Raw genomic sequence first — 25,250 nt, 5'->3', positions numbered from 1 at the left:
ATCACTAACTCGTCTTATTTATAAGTAAGAGTTTCTTAAAACACATTAGCTTTAAAACTATCCAATATTTGTTATACCCCTATATCTCAAAGGACATCACCATGAACGCACAGTGCTACCGAGTTATCTTTAACAAAGCCCGTGGAATGCTTATGGTGGTGTCGGAATCAGCCCGCTCGCAAGGAAAAACTGACAATCCTGCTAATGGCGGTAGTGAAATCAGCCAAGTAGCAGGCGCTTCACAAACGGCTGCTCAAACAAATAGTACCTATCAAGGCGGTCAGCTTATAACGCTGCGCTCCCATGTATTGCTAGCGCTAGGGCTTGCCACCATCGTTGCTAGCAGCGTCAGTATCAGTAATAGCGCTTATGCCGATGCCACGAGTATTGTCGCTGATCGTAACGCTGCTGCCAATCAACAAGCAACCATATTAAAGTCTTCAAACGGCACCACTCAAGTGAATATTCAAGCCCCAAGCGCGGCTGGCGTCTCACGTAACGTTTTTAGTCAATTTGATGTTGGTGCTGATGGCGCTATTATAAATAACAGTCGCACCAATGCTCAGACGCAGCTTGCTGGTTGGGTTGAGGGCAATCCGTATCTGGCTCGCGGTGAAGCCCGTGTTATTTTAAATGAGGTTAATTCAAGTGATCCAAGTCGTTTAAGTGGCTACACTGAAATTGCAGGCGGACGAGCTGAGCTGGTGATTGCCAATCCTGCTGGTATCAGTTGTGCCGGTTGCGGGTTTATCAATGCCTCGCGTACGACATTGACCACCGGTAATGCTTTGATGGATCAAGGTAAGCTCACTGGCTTTGATGTGACAGGTGGTAAGGTTCGTATAGACGGTGATGGTTTGGATACCAGCGGCTCTGACTACACGCAGATTATAGCTAAGACTTCTGAGATTAATGCTGCTGTCTATGCTAAGAATTTAGATGTCATCACTGGTAGCAATAAAGTCAGCTATGAGGCTGATGCTCAAGACACTGTCATCACTTCAGCGAATAGTAATGCTAGCAACACTACAACCGGTGTGGCGCTTGATGTGTCGGCGCTTGGTGCGATGTATGCAGGGAAAATCCGTCTGATCGGTACCGATAAAGGCATGGGTGTGACCAATGCAGGTAGCATCATTGCAAGCTCTGGTGGCTTGCAGTTAGACAATGATGGTAATTTGATTAACTCGGGCAGCCTGATTGCCAATCAAGGTAAGGTTGATATCGCCACTAAAGGTTTCAGCGTTGATAATTCAGGAACGATTGCAAGTTCCCGTGATACCGCCACGCTAAATAGCAGTACCTTAAATAACAGCGGCGTGATAAGTAGCCGAGGCACCTTAAGCTTGCAGCAAACAGGCACTATCGATAACTCAGGTGAGATCGCCACTGGTAGCTTTGATGTAAAAGCTAACGCTCTAAATAATAGCGGTAAATTATTGCAAACTGGCAGTGGTCAACTGGCAATTGATACCAGCGCTTTAGTTAATCAACAAGGCGGCATTATCGGTCAAGATTTATATGCTGACGCCAGCATTCCGCCTACTGTCATTCCTACTAAAAAGCCACCAACGACTGCGACTAATGGCAGCAGTGTGGGTGTAGATAACAACGATACGACGCAGCCATCTGAGCCCAATCCTGTACCACTACCTGTTATCTCCCATGATGGTAATATCAGTACCAGTAATGTCACTAACACTGGTAGTATTTATAGTAATGGTGAAATTAACATCGCTACCGACACTGTGGTTAATCAAGGCAAATCCAGCTTAGCCGTCAGTCGCTTAGATATTGCTAATAACGGCAGTCTAACCAATAACGGTAGCCGTTTGCAGCTTGAAAACATTGACTGGCAGTTGGCAAACTTCGATAACAGTAAAGGTCAAATCACAGCGACTAATACTATCGCTATTACTTCTGCCGATCAGGTTAATAATACTAAAGGTACTATCGAGGCTGTCGGTAATATTAAGCTTAACGCACAAAACATGCTAAATAATACCAATGGTTCAATACGCTCTAATGGCACCATAACGACGCAAAGCTCAGCGTTTGATAACAATGAAGGAGAGCTTAGCAGTCAAGGGGATATCACTCTTCATAGCCGTGGTAACTTGACTAATAATAAAGGTCGTATCCAAAGCGATAAAAATCTAACTATTAATGCCAAAGGCTTTAGCAATACTGATGGTACTATCATTGGTGTACAACGTGCTGATATTAGTGTCACTGACGATATCACTATCAATAGTAGTAACAATAATATTCAAGGCACTACTCTTGCCTTAACCAGCCAAGGCAATTTTACCAATAGCAGCAAACTGGCGGCTCAAAATGCCTTAACTATCAGCGCCAATAGCATCGATAACACCTTTGGTGGTGAGCTTATCAGTAATGGCAACACCGCGCTGAATGCGACAACTGATATCAATAATCGCGGATTAATTAACGGCTCAAACACCTACTTAGATGCTGGCAGTACTGTCAATAATTATAGTGGTGGTCGTGTCTACGGCGATCAGGTCGCGATAGCGGCTAACACGCTCAATAATACTCCGGACGCCATTACTAATACTGATAACTCAACTCCTGCACCTGTAATCGCGGCCCGCAATCGACTAGATATCGGCGTCACTACCCTAAACAATAATCCCAATCAGGCACGCGCTGGTAAGTTTAATACAGACTTTAATGGACAAGCTCGTCTGCTTAGTAATGGAGAGCTGCATATCGGCGGCAGCTTAGATACTAATTATCAAACTATAGGCCGTGCGACTACGGTAACCAACAAAGGCGCTTCTATCGAGTCTGTCGGTGATATGACGATCAGCACAGATCTGCTTAACAATGTTAATGCGGACTTTAAAACTCAAGAATTTACCATCGAAGAGAATAAAGGGAAGCAACAATTTTCTGATGGTAGAGATAGTAAAAAATATGATAGAAGCGAAGTCGAATTCCGTGACGATAAAAAATTAAAGAACGAAGATCTATACATAATTGCTACCAATACACCTTTAGGCGACAGTGGTGGAGAAGATTTTTGGCGTTTTGATTTTGATGAGCGCATTACTGAGGACAGAACCGTAGTATCAGATCCTTCTAGAATTATAGCTGGTGGTGTTATTAGCTTACAAGGGGATGAGCTCAACAATGATAAAAGCCAGCTTGGACTCGGTGAAGGGTTTGTAGTCACTGGAGATACGGTTAAAAATGTCGGAGAGTCCGATCTACAAGGATTTAAAACTAGATATGTTGAAAATGGTAAAGTTGTTTATCGACATGTTGAATCCGACGGCTTCTTTGGTGATGATCACAAGATTGAAGAAGATAATAAAGGACCTTATCTTCAAGCCCCTGAGCGAATAGAGTCTTATCAGCTACCTATCCTAAAGCAAGATAGTGACAAAGTCGTGATTGCTCATGACGTTACAGATACGGGTAACCAGAAGATAGATAAAGGGGCAATCGATGAGATACGCAGCAGTAGCACTGCGCCAACCTTACCCAACAGCGGTCTATATGGTACTAACCCTGATAGTAATGCCGACTATCTGATAGAGACCGATCCTGCTTTTGCTAATTACAAGAACTGGCTGTCATCTGGTTATATGTTGGATCGACTTCAGCTAGATCCCACTATCACCCAAAAGCGTCTGGGGGATGGCTACTACGAGCAGCAGTATATCCGCGATCAAATCATGATACTGACAGGTCGCTATTATTTAGGCAACTACGGCAATCAAGATACGCAGTACAAAGGACTCATGGATGCTGGTGTCACTGCCGCGCAGACTTTAAATCTACGCCCAGGTATCGCTCTCACCGCAAGCCAAGTCGCTAATCTAACCACTGATATCGTGTGGCTAGTACAACAAGACGTTGCCTTACCCGATGGCACCACCCAAAGCGTCTTAGTCCCCAAAGTCTACACCCGCCAAGCGGCGGGTCAAATAGATGGCACAGGCAACCTAATCGCTGCTAATAATATCGACATGCAGCTTAAGGGCGATCTGAACAACCAAGGCAGTATTGTCGGTCATAAACAGGTTAAGATTAACGTCAGCAATCTGACTAATCAAAATGGCGGCCTTATTGCAGGTGACTATGTTCAAATAGGTACGCTTAACGACTTAAATAACCTTGGTGGCACCTTGCAAGCGGACAACGCCATGCAGCTTAACGTCGGTGGCGACCTGAATAACCAAAGCACCACCTACAACACCGAAGCTGTTAAAGCAGCTAGTACAAGCAGTCGCACAGGCATCAATCAGATAGCCAGCATCTATGTGGGTGATGGTCTCAAAGGACAAGTAGACGCTGATGGTAATCCACTTACCACCTTTGTCGCCAATGTTGGCGGTAATACCACCTTTGCCGCTGGCCGTCTTGATAACCTTGGCGGTAGCAGCTTTATTGACACCAAAGGCAACGTTGCTCTTGATGCCGTTAATGTCAGCTATCAGTCCAATAGCATTGGCGATGCTAACAACTACTACAAACAAGGCGCCTCTCAAGACATTGGTAGCCAGCTAAACAGTAACAACGACCTTATTATCAAAGCAGGTAATGACGTCACTGGCACTGCCGCTCAAATAAATAGTCATAATGGCACCGTTGGCGTCATTGCAGGCAATGACGTTATCTTTAGTGAGGGTCGTAGCACCCAGAACCTAAATACAGCCGTCAAAACGGTTGATAAAGGTACCTTTAGTACTACTAGAACCCAAGATCGCTTTGACTCACAAAGCGATAACGCCATTGCTAGCAACATTGAAGGCAATCAAGTCGCTATTCAAGCGGGTAATGACATCAGCCTAACGGGCACCAACGCCATCAGTGACAAAGGCATTAGTCTCACCGCAAGCAGCAACATCGACATTCTAGCCGCGCAAAACACTTCAAGCGAAAGCACCTTTAGTCAAACTAAAAAGTCAGGATTATTTGGTGCCGATGGTGGCATGGGCTTTACCATTGGCAAACAGCAAAACGATGACAGCAATGCCAGCACTGCACTAACCCACATCGCAAGCAATGTCGGTGCCATCGACGGCAACGTCATTATTAGTGCAGGTGGTAAGTATCAGCAGACTGGCAGCAATATCATTGCAGGTATGGGGGCTGATAGTGATAAAGACATCAGCCCTACGGATCGCGGCAACACCGTCATCCGTGCAAAAACGATCAACATCGATAGTGTTAAAGACGTCTATACCAATCAAAGCGAAACCAAGTTCAAGCAAAGCGGACTTACCGTCTCAGTCTCTAACAGTCTTGTTGACAGTGCCAAAAGCATTGACAGCTTAATCGACGCTGGAGGCAACACCGACAACGTACGCATGAAAGGCATGGCAGGTGTTGCTGGTGCGCTAAAGGTCAAAGCCCTTGCTAAAGAAGCTAACAAAGCCGCACAAGGACTACTTACTGGCGGTGTCAATGCACAAAGCCTTAAAGGCCTTGGCAACACCCGCATTCAAGCCACTGTAGGCACTCAAAAGAGTCAATCTAACAGCTCAAGCTACACTGAGAAAAACCAAGCGTCTAACATCACCACCACCAACTTAGCACTGATCGCCACAGGCGCAGGCACTGATAGCGATATTAACGTCAATGGCAGTAACCTGAATGTCACTAATGATGCCCTCTTTAAAGCCGATAATGACTTTAACCTAAACGGTGTCGCGCAAAACAGCAACACTCGTAGCACCAACTCTAGCTCAAGTACGGCTATTGGCGGTTATATGGACAGCAGTGGCTCAGGCGGTATCACTGCCAGTGCTAGCAAAGGCAAAGGCTATGCCAACAGCGACTCAGTGACTTATGCCAACACTCAAGTCAACGTTGGTGGCACGACTACCTTTGATATTGCTAACGACGTCAACGGCAAAGGCGTTGTCTTTAACACTGATAAAGTTCAAGGCATTATCCGTGGCAATGTCAACATGGAATCGCCACAAGACACTTATACCTATGACAGCAATCAAAAGAGCGCAGGCTTTAACCTTGATGTTGACATCATGGGTAACGGTAAAGGCTCAAGTTTCTCAGCCAATGGCGCTAAGACCAATATCACTGCCGACTCTAAGATGGTAGCCCAGCAAACAGGCTTCTTCGCCAATGAAGCCGATCTAGTCGTTGAAGGCAAAGGCACCTTTACAGGAGCCGTGTTCCTGACCTCAGAGGAAGCACAAGCTAAGGGAAAAAGTAACATTGTCTTCAAGCAAGGCGTCACCTCAACCGACATCATAAACACCACAAGCTATCAAGGTGATGCGATCTCTGTTGGCCTCAGTGTTGGTAAAATCAAAGATAAACCACAAGCGACGATGAATGGTCTCGGCTATGGCAGTGACGGCGATAGCAACAGTAGTATTACTAAAGGCGGCGTCAGTGGCTATAACGACGAGCAAGGCATATTCACGATGGACAACCGCGAAGCACTTGCTGGTAAGCTTGAGAGTGTGTTTGATGCCAATCGTGTCACTGAGGAGCTGGGGGCGCAGACGCAGATTACTAAAGAGTTCGGCAAGGAAGCGCCGAAGGCCGTTGGAGACTTTGCCAATAATCGTATCAAAGCGATTATAGCTGACACGACTCTCAGCAATGCAGAGAAAAATGCAGCTATTGCCAAATGGGATGAAGGCGGAATCTATCGTGTCGCTGCTCATACGGCGCTTGGTGCATTAGGTACAGGTAGTGTCGAGGGTGCATTAACCACAGGTGGTGTTGCAGCAGCTGCGCCAACGCTCAATGATGTGCAAGCTAAACTAGCTAAAGCACTCATTGATACAGGAATGAGTGAAGATGTAGCCAAAGGTGCCGCAAGTGGTGTGATTAGTTTAACTTTACTAGGTGTTGGCAGTGCCGCTGGACTTGATACGTCGAGTACAGTGACCGCTACTAATGTGGATGCGAACAATAGACAGCTGCATCCACAAGAAAAAGAGTTAGCTAAAGTACTGTTTGAAAAAGCTAAAAAACAAGGGTGGAAAAGAGCAGATGGTAAATCTTATACTCTGCAAGAAATAGAAGATGCCTTACGATGGGCAAATAGTTCAAAATATAATGAGAAATATAATGATGATGTAACCATTAGAGTTGGCAATAACGCCAAGGGTGCTGCTATTGATAAAGTCATGTATGACAATGGCGTAGGTGCTGATTTTGAATCAAGACTATGGAAAAATACAGCTTCTACTAGTAAGACGACAACCTTCACTCAGAATTTTTCAAATATTAAGAAACCTGATACCAATCTAGTTAACTTAATTCAAAATCAGACAAAAAGTTATGGTTATAGCTGGACTGGCGGTGTGGTTCAACCTTATAAAGGAAAAACAGCAGGACCTACTCCAGGCAAACCTAAGCCAAGTGGTAATCAAGCACAGAAGGTCAATCAAAAAGAGTTAGATGCCCGTAATCAAGCCGTTAAGAATGGTGCTGACCTACGTGATGGTAAAAGTATTCAAGCAGTATCAGATAAGACATTTAATGAGAAAGTGCTTCCTGTCGCTCAAGCAGGCGTCGGGGCTGCTGAAGTGATAGGTGGCTCAGCAGCTTGCGTGACAGGAGTTGGCTGCATAGGAGGAGCAGTATTAATCGCTAATGGCTTGGATAACATGGCCACTGGCGGATCAAATTTCAATAAAAAACCAACCGAGCAAGTCCCTTCTGCTGTGTTAGATGCAGCGGGTGTCTCTAAAGAAACGGCAGGTTGGGTTAAGCTGGGTACTGACTTAGGCGCAGGTGGTGTAGTATTAAATATAACCAAGCCGAAGCCTAAAGCTACAGTAAATAGCGCAGCTTCTAAAGCAGAAATAGACGCTCAGCGTATTGAGAATAATGTTAATGTTGATAATCCAAGCTTCGGTAATTCAGCCGTAAGGGATTTTACAGCAACACCTAATAACCCAGTTATACATCGCGCAGAGAATATTAATGCAGGTCAGGTGACAGATCGAGACGGTTTGCCACGTACAGGTAGTACCAAAGGTATAAGTGATAGTCAGATTATTGAGATGAACGAAGAATGGCCTTCCTATTACGGAACTGGATATCCTGCTTGGAAACCTGGAACAACAGTTAAAGATAGAGTTGTCGATCAACCCGAAACTTACCGTATGGTAGTTAGCAAAGATCAGTACGAAACTATTATTGATCCGAAAAATCCTAATCCGTCTAAGTCCTTAGGGGGATGGGCTACTCAAGAACCTGTAAATTCAGTTAGTGATATGCGAAATAAATTAGCTGTGACAGAAGAGTTCAAACCAAAGAATTTAGATAATGGTGAGCCTAATAGTTTTTATGTAGTTGAATTTGAAGTAAAATCTGGAGTAGGCGTACGTGAAGGTATAGCAGGAACAATGTACGATACAGTGACGAAAAAAACTTTACCAGGTGGAGTCAAACAAACTAACTTTGTAGATAAGTCTCCCTATACTAATCCTGAACTATTTGAAATAAAAGAAATAAAGGAAATTAATTAGTATGAAAAGAATTTGTTGTATTTATAAAAGAATTATATTTAGCAATAACGAAATAGTATATAGAATTAGTTCTGGCTCACCTGCTAAAAAATCAGATATATTTTTTGAAGATTTTGTTGAATGGAGTAGTGTAAAAGACCGTGGAAGTTGTATTGAGTATACTGTTAATCTTATGATGGAAGATGGAACTACTCAAACTATTACTTCATTTGGAATTAGGTCTTCATATATAATCGATAGTAAGTATGTAATGCTAGTTTTTTTTGAAGATAACGATAAATTTATTCCACCTAATAATGCCGCGGTCTATAATGCTGCTGGAGAATTATTACAGCAGCTTGAAAGCCCTAAAAATGAACAAGGTTGGTACATACATAGCATTTGGTGTGAGAAGGTACATTTGAATAATTCACTTGGTGTTTATATTACTAATGATAAAGACTGGCCTGCATTATGCTTTTGTGAATATACAGGTGATCCAAAACTCATATGGACAGGAATTCAGAAAGAAAGAAAATAGAGCAAGATATGCTTTCCTAGTATAGGATTACTTCAGAATAATTTATACTATAAATTATTCTACAAAATTATTGATTTAACTAGAAGCTACGATGCACGATACGTATCGTAGCTTTTTTTGTCATGAATCCAAAAGCAGGTGAAGCACCAAGAGTTTATCAATCTTCAATTGCGTCGACGACTAATCCCTCAGGAGTGACCAATGTGGGTAATGCAACTCAAACTATAGTGCCAAATCGTACATTATGGGATGAACCTACTAAAACTAATGACGTTATAAAGGTTAAATAATATGAAAGAATTCAGTATGAACGATCAAGAAATCAAGCAAGCTGCTATTGAGTTTAAAAAGGCGCTTATCAACTGGAAATCGAGAGAGGGCATTATAGAGGCTTTCTCTACATATCGTGATCAATGGACAGACGAAGATGTGAGTAAAGCTGCAAGCAAAGAAACACGAGTTGTTAAACCAGTATTAGAAGCATTCGAGCCCATATACCGTCTAGCTATACAGGGTAAAATAGAGAAGCCTTTCGCATTGCAAAGTTATATGATGAGCTATATTGGTCGAGTGTTAGGCGATGAGTTGTCATGGCCTGAAGTTCGTGAACCGTACGATAGGATGATTGATAGCTTGACTGGAGGCTTAGAGTATAAAGAGTTCATGAATACCAGTTATTATAAAGATAGAAAGCTACCAGAATATTACGACCAAGCGGTTAAAGAAATCGTAGCAGAGGGTTGGAGTCATAATTCGCCACTATAGTTACTAAGAATATTTTTGAGAACATCCCGAGTTCTGTGTATTTGCTCTTGACGATGGACGAGCCGTGAACCCAATCATTAAATATAGGTTGCCCATGCCTCGCACATTTCACGAGCATTGAAGAACTCAGGTGTAGAGGCCATGATTTTTATTTGTTAGCTCTTATTGTTTATCATTCCGCACAGGCGTTGCTCTGACCCCTGCCGCTAATCCCGTACAGTTAAACTTGAGAGGTTTTGATCATGCAGCTTAACAGTAAATCAAACTACGTCTAGTTTAGAGATTGTATGTAGTCCTTCGCTAATAATGAAACAGTGGCATACGATTTTGGAGGATTAAAGATGTATATTGAGGCTCTGTTAGTAATGCGAATCTAAAATATAAGTATAAAATATATACTTATATTTTCATGATAAAGTATAATTTTTATGCTTTATGAGTGACCAAAATTGGTATATCTGACTTGAAAAATAACTTTAAATTACGCTAAAAGTCATTTGAAATATTATCCCATGCCTCTTTATTAATAAGGGTTTATAGGTTAAAGTACTTTAATACAGGCTAATGAAATATGGTGGGTCTAGCCTGTCACGCCGGGGGTCGCGGGTTCGAGTCCCGTCCGCTGCGCCATATTTAAAACTTAGTTTTAATACAAAAGTTTCAACCTCAAGTATTAGTTTGCTTGAGGTTTTTTTGTGTCTGATGGTTTTTTATGTACTTTTCATTAAAAGCCCACTCATTATTTTGTTAATCCTATTCATTGTTGATGATTAATCGGATAAGAGATATCGCCTGTTTTCCATGTTAAGTTTTATACTGGCTTTAAGGTAGCAGACAGCACAGCTCACTCTGCTTTTGTGGCTGTGCCAATATGCAAATTTTAGATAAATAATATAATAGGGATAAAATAAAATATGGATTATAACCACCTACCTAGAGAGCCGTTAGGTTTCTTCCCAACCCCGCTAATTGAGCTGAAACGATTGAGTAACGCCTTGGGCGGTCCCAAAATTTATATGAAAAGAGATGACAATACGGGACTGGCATTGGGTGGCAACAAAACCCGCAAGCTTGAATTTATCCTTGGTGATGCGCTTGCCAAAGGTGCTGATACGATTATCACCGCAGGCGCGATACAGTCAAACCATTGTCGTCAGACGGCCGCGGCGGCGGCTAGTTTAGGGCTGGAATGTAATTTAGTTTTGGGCGGCGAAGAGCCGGCGCTGGCAAGTGGCAATCTGTTGCTAGATAAGCTATTCGGTTGTCATATCCACTGGGCAGGCGCCAATCGTAAAGGCGAAGATATTCCGAGCATCGTTGAGCAATTAACCAACCAAGGTAAGAACGTTTATGTGGTGCCGTACGGTGGCTCAAGTGAGCAAGGGGCGTTAGCTTTTGTAGAAGCGTTTAAAGAGCTAGAGTCGCAGCGTCAAAGCATGGGTATCTCCTTGACGCATATCGTGTTTGCGTCGAGCTCTGGCGGCACGCAGGCAGGCTTGATGCTTGGCAACAAAATCTTTAACTCACCTTATCAAATCGTGGGCATTAATATTGATAAAGGCGAAACCGATAAAGTCTCTTTCGATCAATATACATTGGCGCTTGCCAATAGCACGGCAAAATTAATCGGTGCGGATTGTGAATTTATCGCGTCAGATTTAATCTTGAACTCAGATTATGTTGGTGAAGGTTATGGCGTGGTGGGCGCATTAGAAAATGAAGCGATTGCCATGACTGCCCAAACGGAAGGAATATTGGTAGATCCTGTTTATACCGGTCGCGCGATGGGCGGGCTCATAGATATGATTCGTACGGGGAAAATCAAAGAAACCGATAGTGTTTTATTTTGGCATACTGGCGGTGCACCGGCTTTATTTGCTTATACCAACGATTTGGATTTGGCGAAAAAAAACCAGTAATGCAGAAGTTTAATTTTTGACATGAGAAGTTTGATTCGTTATTAATTGATGAGTTGAGTTAATTGATTAATTAAATGGTTATGGACGTTGATTAAGCCGGCTGACACTAGCAATCAGCGCCACCATAATAATACCCATAATGATAAGAATCCCCGACATCATGTGTGCCGCCTCATAATTTAGCGCTTCTACTTGCTCATAGATAGCGATAGAGACAACCTTTGTCTCACCTGAAATGCTGCCGCCTATCATAAGCACCACGCCAAACTCGCCAATCGTATGGGCAAAGCTGATTAAACTGCCCAAAATAATACCAATACGCGCCTGTGGTAGGGCGACCCTTATAAAACGTCTAAGACGGCTGGGTTCTAATAAATGCGCGACTTCCATGACGCTTGCTGGAATACGTAAAAACTGGGCGTAAACGGGCTGAATATAGAAGGGTAAGGAGTAGATAATGGAGCCGATAACCAGTCCTTCAAAGGTAAAAACTAAGGGGCTGATGTTATGCTCGATAAGCCATTTACCAATACCAACGCTCGGGCTTAGCAGTAATAATAAATAAAAACCAATCACGGTAGGCGGTAAGACCAGCGGCATGGCAATGATGCCCATCAGCAGAACTTTAAGACGAGATACCGTTTGCCCGTGGCTGGGTTTGGCAAGCCAATACGCCACAGGAGTGGCGAACAGCAGCAAACATAAGGTGGTGATAGCGGCAAGCTTGATACTTACCCAAACGGGGCTTAGCATGTCTACTATCAGAGATTGAGCAATCATAGCGTCACTTATCAACTGGCTTAGTCCATGCTAACCGTTTCATTTATCCTAACCGTCTACTTAATCACTTTATTTGCAAGTGTATCAATAAGCGCATGTATTTAATTTATTAATCAATCCGTCAATCCGTCAATCCACAAAGCCTTATCGGTCAACCACAAGATAGCCGGCTTTAGAAAAATACTGCTGTCCAGCAGGCGCGCGCAGATAGTTGGAAAAATCTGTCGCAGCAGTAGCATCACTAAGCACTATTCCATCTTGTAAAATAGCTGGGTAAGACTCTGGCGCTAACGTATAAAACTGCTCAGGCGTGGCTTTAATCGCCGTCAGTTGTGATTGGGCGACAAAGCCATAATCAACATTGCCAGTATGCGCATATTGAAACGCTTGCCCGATATTTTCAGCTTGTATAATACGATTTTGCTCAGTGAGCGTGTCAAAGATATTTTGCGCTTGTAGATACGCTTGTGCTGACTGGCCATAAGGGGCAAGTTCTGGATTGGCAATGGTGATTTTACTATCAGAACCCGTCGTCAATAATTCATTTAAGGCAGTAGGGTTGAGTCCTTGTAGAGATTTAGTCGTGCTATACAGTGCCAGTTGACCTTGGGTATAGGTAAACGGCTGATAGGTTGTTTTGTCAACAGACTTTAAATTATCTAGTTTTTCTTTGGCAAGTTTGGCAGGAAATTCTTGATTGGCAGATAAAAATATATCGTAAGGTGCGCCAGAAATAATTTGCGCATATAGCTTACCTGAAGAGGCGTAAGTCACCTCAATCTCTTGTGCCGGCAAGTTTTTATCCGTTTTATAGCCGGCTATAATCTCAGGCAATACATCAGATAAGTTGGCAGCAGCAGCGATACGCAGCGTTTGATTGTGCTCAGTGGTGTTGTCGGCATCTGATTGGATAGGCTGAGTGGTTTGCTCTTTGCTACAAGCAGTTAGCATTAATGCTAAGCAAGCTGAGGTTATGGTTATTATTTTAAGCATTATTATGGAACCTTCCTATTATTGCTTGCCATTATTGCTCACTGTCATTGCTAAAGGTTAGCTATCGCCTTGAGCAGTTATTTGAAGCGCATGTTTAACCGTTATTACTAAGCCATTTTGAAGAGTCATCTTGGTAATATTCTTGCTTCCAAACTGGAATATCGGCTTTGATGGTATCCAATATCCAGCGGCAAGCATCAAAAGCAGGGTAGCGATGGGCTGAGACGACGCCAACCCAAACCGCCACATCACCAATCTCTAGCGCACCGATACGATGGATGGCAATCGCATGGGTAATCTCAAAGCGCTTTTTGGCTTCTTTAATAACGGCGCGACCTTGGTTGATGGCGAGGTCTTCGTAGCCATAATAGGTCAAACGATTGACGCTACTGGCATTATTATGATTGCGAACGCGGCCCTCAAAGCATACAAACGCCCCGCAGCTGTCATCATCAAGGGTGCTTTTAAGCCGACTTTCATCAATATCGGTATCTAAAAGTGCAAAACCATCACGTTCAGCGATGAGATACGCCTCATCGATGCTACGCTTGATGCTCATCGACTGCCCATGTACATTGTCTGTCATTTTTTCTGCCTATTATTTAACAATATTGTATAACGAGGTTTTTAACTTTGAAGCATCGCGTAAAGTCACGGCGCTCATAAAAAGTAGATTTATAAAGGAAGATAAAGGAATAGGTTAATAAAAAGCTATTTTAAATTAACCACCAGCCACTGGGGTGATAAAAACCACGCTATCGCCGTCATAAATCTCATCCGTCCACTTGGCAAAATAGTCATTTACCGCCACGCGCAGCTCTGACTGCGGGCGACTAAAGCGATGCTTTTGGCGCAGCTGCTCATATAGCTCTGTTAGTGAAGTCGACTGTGGCACCTTGATTTTTTCTTCATGGCAATTGGCTTCATCGGCTAAGCTGGCAAAATATAAGACGTTAATATTCATCAAGGCATCTATCTCTGAATTTGTATTGCTTTCTACTAAAGTGCTCATAGAAATCTCCATTATTTATTCATTACTAAGCTTTTTGTAGATGGTATTCATAAAGCCAATTTAAGCATGTTGATAGTCGGACTTACCGCCGGTTTTTTTCATGAGATGAATATTATCAATCACAATGTCATGCGAGATGGCTTTGGTCATATCATAAATGGTTAAGCAGGCGACGCTAACAGCGGTTAATGCTTCCATTTCCACCCCAGTTTTATGAGTAACTTTCACCGTGGCAGTCACGGCAATGCTATGCTTTGCATCATCGTATGCAAAGCTTAAGCTGATTTTATCTAAAGGCAAAGGATGGCAAAGTGGAATCAGGTCATGGGTGCGTTTGGCAGCCATAATGCCAGCGATATGAGCAGTTTGGGTGATGCTGCCTTTTTTGGTCATACCGTCCGCGGCTTTGATTTTCGTATAAATGTCTGCAGGAAAAACCACTTGTCCGCTTGCATGTGCTTCTCTGGTGCTCGCCGTTTTGCCACTTACATCGACCATGGTGATATCACCGTCGCTGTCTAGATGAGATAAGCCAGATTGGTTACTTGCTTGCTTGCTTGGTGGATTACTGTTTTTTTGACTGTCGCTATTCATTCTTTATTTCTCTTAAATGGCCAGTTTTTCTTAAAGTTGCTTTCTTTAACTAAACCTTTAACTAAACCTTTTTATAAGTTGTTTAAGGCTAAACAAGCACTTGCAAAATCTTTAGGCGTATTGAAATTGGTTAAATTCTGCCACTTTTTCACGAAAGCTACAGGCTGCACAATCGGCTTAATAAACTTCATTACTTGCCGCTGCTCATCGTCAATATAACGCTTTAAATCAGGCCCCATATCCAAGCGGTATAGACCTAACAATGGATATAAATGACTGTCATCGGTCAGGCAAATAACAGATTTGTCTGCAGCTTGCGTGATATAAGGTTGCAGTTTTTGCCATAAATCGGTGATAGGAATCAAGCTATCGCAGCTAATGACCAGCAGCCAAGATTGCTGCCAGTTTGCATCTTTAGTTAATTGGTTTGAACTTGCCAAAGATTGCAGTGCTGCTTCAATCGCTACCAACGCACCACCGGTTTCAATGGGTTTATCATCATTGCTAGAAAGCGCTATGTTAGAAAGAGCGTTAGCAGATAGATAATCCCTAATATGAAAAATTGATGACTTCGAACTCTTAATCAAATTTGGATTGATGCTAAAGCCACGTCCATTATCGGCAATCATAATAGGTAGATTGCTCATCATCGCAGCACTTAATTCAAGTGCTTGTCTGACATGATAATCAAGCAAACGCTCACCTGTTGGCAAGATAAGCTCAGCTTTTGGCGACCCCATACGTTTGGAGGCGCCGCCCGCCAAAATAACGATACCTGCTAAATGATTGTATTCATCTGCTTGGGTTAAGCTATCTGCAACTTCAAGCATGAATTAATCGTGACCTGGATTGGTGCGCATAAAGTGCGGGACAAAATTACAAGGACGCGTGCGGCTATCGAGCTGCTCTTGTAAGATACCTTCCCAAGCAGTGCGGCAAGCACCTGATGAACCGGGTAGGCAAAAAATACCCGTACCATTTGCCATGCCAGCCACGGCGCGAGATTGAATAGTCGACATGCCGATATCGTCTTTTGAGATTAAGCGGAACATTTCACCAAAACCATCGACTGATTTATCAAATAAGACGCCAACCGCCTCTGGCATACTGTCGCGAATATAAAAGCCAGTACCGCCCGTGGTGATGATAGCGTGCACATCTGGGTCAGCAATCCAGCCACTGATAACGGCTCTAATTTTATAAATATCATCAATAATCAGCTGACGATCGGCAAGTTGGTGCCCTGCGGCGGTCAGTTGGTCAACCAAATATTGCCCTGAGGTATCTTCTGCAATAGTACGACTGTCAGAAACCGTTAAAATAGCGATATTAAGCGGGGTAAAGGGGGCTTGCAGCTTACTCATGGATATTCCTTAATAAATACGCTTGCTGTGAAAATAAAAGTTTTTATTATTAATAAATCAACCGCCAATCATCGACAAGTTATTCATCATGCCACTGTTTGATTCGTGAAGATGATGATGCTCAGGTTTAATCGGCATAAAGCTATGCAGGGTATTAACCAGCCCTGCCACATCGTCTTGTTCGAGATACTGACGAATATCGTAGTTACCTTGGTCGAATAGACACAGATGCACCTTGCCTTGACTACTTACCCGCAAACGATTGCAGCTATCACAAAAATGAGCAGCATAAGGGGCAATCATACCGATACGCCCTTGATAATCTGGATGGCTATATTCTATCGCTGGACCATCGTTGCTACCACGTATATGGGTTTGCCAGCCGTGTTTGCTTAAATAATTGGTAATGATATCGGACTGTGCATGCTGGGCAAAAAACAAATCGCTGTTGTCACTGGTCTGCATAAATTCAATAAAGCGATAAGTAACCGCTCTGTCTTTGACATAGTCGATGGCATTCATCAGATTTTCAAAGGCAGTTTCAGCCATTAAAATACTGTTTATTTTTAGCTTAATATCTGTGGTTGCCAGTAAGGTATCCATATCAGCCAAGAGCTGCGGCAACATATCAAAGCCAGTCATCTTATGGAAGGTCGCGGCATCAAAGCTGTCCATACTGATATTCAGCTGATTCAGTCCAGCGGCTTGCCAGCTAGCTAAGTGCTTACCAAGCTTATAACCATTACTGGTCATGGCAACCGTTTCAATACCTTCGGTGTTTTTGATGGTTTTAATAATGTCTACCACGTCACGGCGTATAGAGGGTTCACCGCCAGTAATCCTGACTTTTTTAGTACCGACTTGGGCAAAGCCGCGGACTAAGGTAGCAATTTCAGTAACACTGAGCTCGTTTTGTGGTGGTTTGCCTTGATAGCCATCTGGCAGGCAATACTCACAGCGGAAATTACAGAAATCAGTAATCGATAGACGCAAATAGGTGAGACGTCGTGCGAAACCATCGGTTAATGGTTGAGAGAGCGTGGCCGGAGAATACGTCGACGTGATAGCAGTTTTCGATGAGTCACCATCAAAAATAGCGGGTGCAGCGGCAGGCGAATACAATTGCGCATTACCTACGTTACCTGCGTTGGGGGCAAGATGGTTCATAGATGATTACCATTAATATTAAGTATAGTGTGTACTTTTAGGCGTTGCCTCAGGTTGTGAGTGGGAAAATCCATTTAAATACGATTATGACAGCTTGCTAGCAAATAACCATTCACCATAAGTGAGCTGAAAACTACCACCAAAGTAGTAGATGCTCATTGGTTATAATTTTTAAAATCAAGATACGCCCCAAGCAGTTTCTCATGATTCATGGCTAATCAACAGTATAAAGAATGATTAACTGTGTAACTCTTTATACCATTAATTAGCCATGCAACTTTTTAACTATACCGTTATTAATGATTCAATTATTTAGCTGTTGTTTAGCTATTATTCAGCTATGCAACCAAGGGAAGGGCTGCACTTTTACGGTTTCACCGGCAGCCACATTGCCAGAATCTTGTGCCAAAACAATAAAGCAATTGGCATGGCTAAGCTGTTTGATACGGTGCGATTGTTGCTTGCTAAAGCTCTCAACGTGAAATTCGCCAGCGTCATTCTGCGATACAATTCCTCTTTGGAAATCCATCCGTCCTGCTGATTTTTTAATATCGTTTTTAAGCGTTGCGGTTAGGCTTAATTGCATGGGGCGCTCTTGTAGCGCAGCGCCTGCCATCTGCCACAAAGCTGGAATGACAAATTGTAAGCTACCAACGACGGTTGATAGCGGATTACCGGGTAAGCCAAAATATAATACCGGCTTGGCAAGATTTTGTGTCAGCTCGCCAAACACAAACGGCTTACCGGGTTTCATCGCCACTTTATAATGATTAATTTGCCCAAGCTGTTCAATGACCGTGGTTAAAAAGTCATAATCGCCGACCGATACGCCAGCCGTAGAGATAAGCACGTCGCACTCTTGCATCGCTTGGGTTACGGCAGTGGTGGTTTTATCTAAATCATCAGCAATGATGCCATAATCACGAATAGTGACGGGCAAATCAGCGAGTAAGCTTTTCAAAGTAGGGGTGTTGGAGTTATAGATTTGCGCCAAACTGGTCAGCTCATTGCCAATTGCAACCAGTTCATCACCCGTTGCCAGTACCCCAACGATTAAAGGCTGATATACCTTCACTTTATCAAAACCTAAATTAGCCAGTAGGCTGATATCAGCAGGATTTAAGCGCTTACCTGTTAATAAAACCGCTTCGCCAGTTTCAATCTCTTCGCCTTGCTTGCGGATATTGTCATCAGGTTTAGCGTCTTGACTGAGGGTAATAGCATAAGGCTGTGATTTATCAATGCTGTCTTTTATGGCGGCAAAATTGGTGTTTTCTTGCATAATGACCGTATCACAGCTATCAGGAACGACCGCACCAGTAAAGATACGCACCCCTTGTCCTGCTGTGATGTCACCATCATAAGAGCTGCCAGCTTGTGACTCACCGACGATATCAATCGTGCTGTCTGCTGCAAGCACGCTGTCTTTAGCAATCGCATAACCATCCATCGCCGATAGATTTTGCCTTGGTATCGCAAAGGGCGAGACAATATCTTCTGCCAATATATGATTACGGCTGTCTAATAAGTCGTAACTTGCGACGTCTCTTTTATGTAGCGGATAGTCGTTAGTATTATAAGTTTCTATGCGCTGCTGTATTTCAGAGATTAGCTCTGCAACCGTAATCATAAATATCTACTCATTTTATTAATATTGAACTGTGTTATTGATATTGAACGACACATAGCATAAATAGCATAAGAGGTGGCTTATTGTCTTAAGAACCTTTATACCATAACAGCTATTTTATAACATAAGAATTAAGTGACCGACAGCGCATTGCTTAACCACGGAAGATATTCTCTTGCTCAAGTGTCATCTCGATACCTTCGATATCCGCCTCATTCGCTAAGGTAAACAAATAATCGCATAATGCTTGGTGAAAGGCTTGCTGGCTCAGCTTATTGTGAATAGCAGGGCTGACTTGCTCATAAGTCATCTGAATGCCAGATTCTTTATTTAGCACCTCAACGATATGAAAACCGTAACGGCTCTCGATAGGGCTTGGTGCAAGTCCTTTATCTAGCTTAAATAACGTGCTTTCAAATTCCGGTACGGTTTGTCCTTTGCTAATAACCCCCAATTCGCCGCCTTGCTCTTTTGAAGGGCAAGCCGAATGCTGGCGTGCCAATTGGATAAACTCGGCATCAGGATTGGCGTTATTTTTGATTTGTTCGATAAACTCGTACGCGACCTTTTTAAGCTTTAAGCGCTCATCGCCATCTTCAGGCGGGCAGGCTAATAAAATATGGCGTACGGTCATGATGGGATCGGTCTTAAAGTCCGTAATATTCTGGCTATAATAGCGCTCACAGGTTGCCATATCTGGCATCGTTGCTTGAACGTTTTTGTCTATTAAAGTAGAAATCGCTTGTTCTTCATCGTTTTCCCAAGCCGTCTCACCAAGACTTGGCTCATCTAACACAGCCAGTCTGAGTAATTCACGCACCACCAGTGCTTGCGTCGCTAAAAATACCGCATCTTCTTTGTTCTCCGCTGGATGATATTGCAGCTCTTGGGCGATATTGGTTCTATCTATCATCACACCATTGACCGTCACTGAAGGCAGCTCATCACGGCTAGAGGCAATCAGGTTCTTATGGTTGCTGCGTTCTTCCGCCATCGCTTTTTCGATAAATTCTTGGTCAGAATGTGGTTTTTGCAAGTCGGATAGGGTTGGCATGACCCGCAGAATATCATCCCCATTACCAGTTGCTATATGATGGGCAGCAGTAGAGGCATGAGCGTTTTGGTTGCTGGTATGATCGGCTGGATTGTAGGTACTAACAGTCATGGCTTTTGCTCCATTAAGGGTTCTGATAAAAGGAATCGGATGATAAATATCGTTAAATACGATTAAAGTTTTACGTCAAAAATTAAATAAAAAAATAGAGCCGCCTTTAAATTGTTTACGCACTGATGAAGCGTTTAAAGGTGGCTCTATGGCTGTTGCTAAGTGACTTTATATTATCTTTAACCAAGTGTTGAGCGCATTTTCTATCTTACTCAATGCTTAAATACTTAGTTAGACTGATAATATTAAGCCAACTCTAGGCTCATCTTCGGACCAAAGGGTTCGTAATGAACGCTATCAACGCCATGGTCGAGGGTCATTAAACCGTCGATGATGCTTTCCATAAACATCATAGAACCACAAACATAAATATCGGCAGGCTTCGGTAAAGTAGCAAGCCATGCTTCGTCTAGAATTTGCCCTGACTCAAAGTAGAAGATATGCTTTTCTACATTCTCAGCGGCGGCAAGCAACTCATTAACCTTGCTGTCAAAGGCATGATGTTCTTTATTCTGACAAGCATAAACCCAAATAATAGGGCGTAGTGGATTGGCCGCTACTTGCGCCTCTAACATCGATAAAATTGGCGTGACGCCAACACCGGCGCTGACCAATACCAATGGGATTTCGTTTTGTTGTACTAGCTCTTGGTTAAGCTCAAAATCACCGGCAGGGGCAGATAGTAAAATCGTATCGCCAACGTCTAAGTGGTCATGTAAATAGTTTGAGACTAAGCCATTATGCTCATTACGATTGTCGCGTCTGACGGCAAACTGAATGCCTTTGTCGCTATTCGCTGAATATAAAGAATAATGACGTAGAGCTATATGCTTACTGTCTTTTGGGTCAGTTTTAACCGTGATGTATTGACCAGCAGACAATTTGAGTTTGCTTAAATCAATATCAGCGTTTACGGGAACGACGGTAAAGGCAGCAATGTCAGTCGCGGCTTCTGCTTTTTCGGTAATTTTAAACGGCGCAAAACCTGACCACATTTCTTGCTCGTACATGCCGTGTTCGATTTGGATAAATACCGAAGCGATTTCATCATAGGCTTCTGTCCAAGCATTGATGATGTCATCGTTCGCCGCGTCACCCAGTACTTCTTTAATCGCACCCAATAGATGATGACCAACAATCGGGTAGTGCTCTGGCAAAATTTGCAAAGCGCGATGCTTATGGCTGATTTGGGTAACTTGCGGCAATAATGTCGCCAATTTTTCCAAATGCTTGGCCGCGGCCAAAACAGTCATGGCAAGTGCGGTTTGCTGACGACCTAATTTTTGGTTGGTTTCATTAAAAATATCCAGTAGTTCAGGATGTTCGTTAAACATATTTTTATAAAATACGGTAGTAATCGCGGTTCCATGTTCTTCGAGTACAGGAACGGTTGCTTTCACGATTTCTAGGGTTTTTGGTGACGCCATGGTGGATCCTTTAGTGATATTTCACATTGATAAGTTTTGGGATTGAAGCTCAAACTATGAATCTGACAACTGTCATTAAGAAAACCATCATTAAACTGTTAAAAAAGCGCTGGGATTAAGCATTTAACCGTCTAATAATTGAGTGGTTTCTATAAGATTCATTAAAAATGAATCTTATAGTATCGTAACTTCATCCAAACATCAATGCTGTATCGCTATTGTGAACGTTTCTATTGTGAACGTTTCTCTCTGACAATCTGATAACGGCGACCGAAATACCAGATTGGCGCGCTGATAATATGGATAAGCCGTGTAAATGGGAATATCGCAATCAGGGTGATGCCGAGCGCCATATGCAGCTGATAAATAAGGTCAGTTTGCTCAATACGTGCTGCTGCCTGCCAAGGTCTTAAGACGGTGATATCTTGTGCCCAGCCGGCCAAATTCATCATGGTATAACCATCTAAATGCTTTACTGAGGTAAAGATAGACAGTAGCCCTAAATTCAGCTGAATAAATAACAGCACCAGTACCAATTTGTCCGAGAACGATGAGGTGTTTGAGATGCGGTCATCGGTAAAGCGTCGCCACATCAACATGACTAAGCCAAACCAACAAAACACCCCCGCGATACCACCGACGACCACCGCTAAAATTTGCTTATGACCCGCGCTGATAAAACGGTCATAAAGAAAATGCGGCGTCAACATCCCAAATAAATGCCCGAGCAATACCACGATAATACCGACGTGGAAGAGGTTGCTGGCAAGGCGCATGTTTTTGGTTCTGAGCATCTGGGTCGAACCTGCCTTCCATGAATACTGAGATAAATCAAAACGCACCCAAGTACCAATGATAGCGATGGTCAAGGCTACGTAGGGATAAACGCCAAAAAGAAAAATTTGCAGCCAATTGAGGTTGGCTAAAGACTGTACACTAGGATCTGCGATATTCATGTCCTTTCTCCTTATTAGGGTTTAACCGGTTGGTTGGTTTTAAAGTCTACCCAGTGCACAGGGGCATCGACCGCATTTGTAGCAGAGGCGTTTTTTATCCCCGCTTTTGCCGCAAGGTTTTGGGTACTCGTCTGTGACGGGCAGCGCTCTTCTTGTTGCGCATCCAAAAACGTCACCACTTCTTCTTCCCATTCTTTATCTAATGCTTCAAAGCTGTCATCGCGCTTTTCTTTGCTGATTTTTTCTTGATACTCTTCAACAATCTCAAGCGGTTTACCCGCGATTTGCAATAGCGCATTAAAGCAGCCTTTATACAGGCTACCGCGATCCTCTAATCTGGCAGCAAGCAGCGCAATGATATGGCTAACATCAGCGATATCCATACGAATTTGAATATCGTCTTCGATAATAGTTGCTTGATAGGCTAGAAACTCGAGATATAAAGGCAGATAATCAGGCAGCTCTTTGACGCTAATCTCAAAGCCAGCTTCTTGATATTGACCCATCAAATCGACCATCGCTTGACCACGGTCGCGCGATTCGCCATGTACATGCTCAAACAACCACAATGATAAAGAACGACCGCGCTCAAACAGACCGTCATAACGCGCTTGCGCCTCAAGAGAGCCGGTATCGATTAAATCTTCGATCAAGTCGATAATTTGTGTGCGTACTTCTGGGCTAATCAGCGTTGATTTGGCGACAATCTCGGTGCAATCGGCAAGCGTATCGCCTAAAAACAGCTCATTACTTGGATAGTCGATAAGTAAGCTTAGGACTTTGAGTATTTTTAAGTCTGAAGCGCCAATCATCGGCGTCTCAATAATGTCATTTACTGAACTGCTAGTATGAACTTGAGTAGTTTGCATCTTATGACTCCCACTTTTGGACAGTATCGATGAAATCGCGGCGATTGGCTTTACGTTGGCCAAACATACTGTTGTCAGAATGTCCTGAACAGCCTTCGCCAAAGGTAAAGCCGCAACCATTACGCTCAGCAAAGGCATCACTTAAGGCTTCTTCACGATGCGCTGTTGGAATCACAAAGCGGTCTTCGTAATTGGCAATAGCTAAGTAGCGATACATCTCCTCAACTTGTAGCTTGGTCAAACCAACATCATCTAAAATACTTTGTACTTCTTGTTTTTCAACCAGTTGCATACGCTTGTAGCTACGCATAGCAAGTAGGCGTTTTAATGCCAAACGCACCGGCTCTTCATCACCTGCGGTAAGCATATTGGCAAGATAGCGGAGTGGAATACGTAAGCTGTCGACATCTGGAATCAAACCATCCATACCGACTTTACCCGCTTCAGCAGCGTTTTGAATCGGTGATAACGGCGGCACATACCACACCATAGGCAGCGTGCGGTACTCAGGGTGTAGCGGTAGCGCAAGTTTCCAATCCATCGCCAGCTTATAAACTGGTGAGCGCTGCGCTGAATCAATCACCGATTGCGGGACGCCGTCTTTTAACGCTTGAGCGATAACGGCAGGGTCATTAGGGTCTAAGAATACGTCCAACTGCGCTTGATAAAGGTCTTGCTCGTTAGGGGTGCTTGCCGCTTCGGCGATTTTGTCTGCGTCATAAAGCAGTACGCCCAAGTAGCGGATACGACCAACACAAGTTTCTGAGCAAACTGTCGGCAAGCCTGCTTCAATACGTGGATAGCAGAAGATACATTTTTCAGATTTCCCCGATTTCCAGTTATAGTAAATCTTTTTATACGGGCAGCCTGAGATACACATGCGCCAGCCGCGACATTTTTCTTGGTCAATCAAGACGATGCCATCTTCTTCACGCTTATAAATCGCGCCACTTGGGCATGACGCCACGCACGTAGGGTTCAAGCAATGCTCGCACAGACGCGGCAAATACATCATAAAGGTGTTTTCGTACTCGCCATAAATCTCAGCTTGAATGTTGTCGAAGTTCTTATCTTTGCGACGTTTTTCAAACTCTGAGCCGAGGATTTCTTCCCAGTTAGGGCCCCATTCAATCTTTTGCATACGTTTGCCGGTGATGGCTGAGCGCGGGCGAGCAATAGGCTGATGGTTGCTGATAGGGGCGGTATGTAGATGTTGATAATCGAAATCAAACGGTTCGTAATAATCATCAATCTCTGGCAAATCAGGGTTGGCAAAGATATTGGCCAATACTCTGAATTTACCACCGATGCGCGGATTGATGGTGCCGTTGGCATTACGTATCCAGCCGCCTTTCCATTTGGTTTGGTTTTCCCACTCTTTGGGGTAGCCGATACCGGGTTTTGACTCAACGTTGTTAAACCACGCATATTCCATACCTTCACGGCTGGTCCAGACGTTTTTACAGGTGACTGAGCAGGTGTGACAACCGATACATTTATCAAGGTTAAGCACCATGCCGACTTGCGAACGAATTTTCATGGATCTGTGCTCCAAATATTAGTAGAAAAAGCAGCCTTTATTCTTCAATCATGTCGTTTC

18 protein-coding genes are annotated in these 25,250 nt (G+C 43.3%); 4 read left to right on the top strand and 14 right to left on the bottom strand.

All coding sequences use genetic code 11. The features are described from left to right. The first annotated feature begins 101 nt into the window (after window positions 1-101). The 4 genes from PG901_RS07035 to PG901_RS07020 all read left to right on the top strand — a co-directional run bounded on the left by PG901_RS07035 (window position 102) and on the right by PG901_RS07020 (window position 11,693). Window positions 102-8,489 carry a two-partner secretion domain-containing protein gene (locus PG901_RS07035; RefSeq protein ID WP_271134017.1) on the top strand — a complete coding sequence of 2,796 codons (8,388 nt, stop codon included), beginning with the start codon at window positions 102-104 and terminating at the stop codon, window positions 8,487-8,489. A 1-nt stretch (window position 8,490) separates the two neighbouring features. Next, window positions 8,491-9,009 carry a hypothetical protein gene (locus tag PG901_RS07030; RefSeq protein ID WP_271134016.1) on the top strand — a complete coding sequence of 173 codons (519 nt, stop codon included), beginning with the start codon at window positions 8,491-8,493 and terminating at the stop codon, window positions 9,007-9,009. A 291-nt stretch (window positions 9,010-9,300) separates the two neighbouring features. After that, window positions 9,301-9,774 carry a hypothetical protein gene (locus PG901_RS07025; RefSeq protein WP_271134015.1) on the top strand — a complete coding sequence of 158 codons (474 nt, stop codon included), beginning with the start codon at window positions 9,301-9,303 and terminating at the stop codon, window positions 9,772-9,774. 914 nt (window positions 9,775-10,688) lie between these two features. Continuing rightward, window positions 10,689-11,693 (top strand): D-cysteine desulfhydrase family protein, encoded by a 1,005-nt coding sequence (locus tag PG901_RS07020; protein ID WP_271134014.1) that lies wholly within the window; start codon window positions 10,689-10,691, stop codon window positions 11,691-11,693. A 78-nt stretch (window positions 11,694-11,771) separates the two neighbouring features. On the opposite strand, the gene modB is transcribed toward PG901_RS07020, so the two are convergent. The 14 genes from modB to narH form a co-directional block, all read right to left on the bottom strand. Continuing rightward, the gene (modB, locus tag PG901_RS07015) at window positions 11,772-12,473 is read right to left on the bottom strand and encodes a molybdate ABC transporter permease subunit (RefSeq protein ID WP_271134013.1); all 702 of its coding nucleotides are present in this window, start codon (window positions 12,471-12,473) and stop codon (window positions 11,772-11,774) included. A gap of 144 nt (window positions 12,474-12,617) precedes the next feature. After that, the gene (gene modA / locus PG901_RS07010; protein ID WP_271134012.1) at window positions 12,618-13,466 is read right to left on the bottom strand and encodes a molybdate ABC transporter substrate-binding protein; all 849 of its coding nucleotides are present in this window, start codon (window positions 13,464-13,466) and stop codon (window positions 12,618-12,620) included. Window positions 13,467-13,560: 94 nt separating this feature from the next. Next, complete coding sequence (locus PG901_RS07005) at window positions 13,561-14,052, bottom strand: molybdenum cofactor biosynthesis protein MoaE (protein ID WP_271134011.1); 492 nt, start codon at window positions 14,050-14,052, stop codon at window positions 13,561-13,563. A 135-nt stretch (window positions 14,053-14,187) separates the two neighbouring features. Then, the gene (locus tag PG901_RS07000) at window positions 14,188-14,478 is read right to left on the bottom strand and encodes a MoaD/ThiS family protein (RefSeq protein WP_055125092.1); all 291 of its coding nucleotides are present in this window, start codon (window positions 14,476-14,478) and stop codon (window positions 14,188-14,190) included. Between the two features lie 60 nt (window positions 14,479-14,538). Then, a complete protein-coding gene (gene moaC / locus PG901_RS06995) occupies window positions 14,539-15,072 on the bottom strand; it encodes a cyclic pyranopterin monophosphate synthase MoaC (RefSeq protein WP_271134010.1) in 534 nt (177 codons plus the stop codon). Between the two features lie 71 nt (window positions 15,073-15,143). Next, window positions 15,144-15,902, bottom strand: a complete 759-nt coding sequence (mobA, locus tag PG901_RS06990; protein WP_271134009.1) for a molybdenum cofactor guanylyltransferase — start codon at window positions 15,900-15,902, stop codon at window positions 15,144-15,146. Between the two features lie 3 nt (window positions 15,903-15,905). Next, the gene (moaB, locus tag PG901_RS06985) at window positions 15,906-16,436 is read right to left on the bottom strand and encodes a molybdenum cofactor biosynthesis protein B (protein ID WP_271134008.1); all 531 of its coding nucleotides are present in this window, start codon (window positions 16,434-16,436) and stop codon (window positions 15,906-15,908) included. Window positions 16,437-16,493: 57 nt separating this feature from the next. Beyond that, window positions 16,494-17,603, bottom strand: coding sequence for a GTP 3',8-cyclase MoaA (gene moaA, locus PG901_RS06980; RefSeq protein ID WP_271134007.1), 1,110 nt, complete (start codon window positions 17,601-17,603; stop codon window positions 16,494-16,496). Window positions 17,604-17,937: 334 nt separating this feature from the next. Continuing rightward, window positions 17,938-19,233: a molybdopterin molybdotransferase MoeA gene (locus PG901_RS06975; protein WP_271134006.1), complete on the bottom strand. Its 1,296-nt coding sequence runs from the start codon at window positions 19,231-19,233 to the stop codon at window positions 17,938-17,940. 154 nt (window positions 19,234-19,387) lie between these two features. Beyond that, a complete protein-coding gene (locus PG901_RS06970; protein WP_271134005.1) occupies window positions 19,388-20,398 on the bottom strand; it encodes a peptidylprolyl isomerase in 1,011 nt (336 codons plus the stop codon). A gap of 245 nt (window positions 20,399-20,643) precedes the next feature. Beyond that, complete coding sequence (locus PG901_RS06965) at window positions 20,644-21,825, bottom strand: globin domain-containing protein (RefSeq protein ID WP_201588786.1); 1,182 nt, start codon at window positions 21,823-21,825, stop codon at window positions 20,644-20,646. 230 nt (window positions 21,826-22,055) lie between these two features. Continuing rightward, window positions 22,056-22,781: a respiratory nitrate reductase subunit gamma gene (narI, locus tag PG901_RS06960; protein ID WP_201562832.1), complete on the bottom strand. Its 726-nt coding sequence runs from the start codon at window positions 22,779-22,781 to the stop codon at window positions 22,056-22,058. Between the two features lie 14 nt (window positions 22,782-22,795). Next, window positions 22,796-23,593 carry a nitrate reductase molybdenum cofactor assembly chaperone gene (narJ, locus tag PG901_RS06955; RefSeq protein ID WP_271134031.1) on the bottom strand — a complete coding sequence of 266 codons (798 nt, stop codon included), beginning with the start codon at window positions 23,591-23,593 and terminating at the stop codon, window positions 22,796-22,798. Window positions 23,594-23,651: 58 nt separating this feature from the next. Beyond that, complete coding sequence (gene narH / locus PG901_RS06950) at window positions 23,652-25,190, bottom strand: nitrate reductase subunit beta (protein ID WP_144297179.1); 1,539 nt, start codon at window positions 25,188-25,190, stop codon at window positions 23,652-23,654. Window positions 25,191-25,250: the final 60 nt, after the last annotated feature.

Origin of the sequence: Psychrobacter sp. ANT_H3 (assembly GCF_027919975.1) — a bacterium.
In the GTDB taxonomy this organism is placed as follows: domain Bacteria; phylum Pseudomonadota; class Gammaproteobacteria; order Pseudomonadales; family Moraxellaceae; genus Psychrobacter; species Psychrobacter maritimus.
Note: the sequence above shows the minus strand (reverse complement) of the source record. Positions and strands in the feature narration are given on the sequence as shown.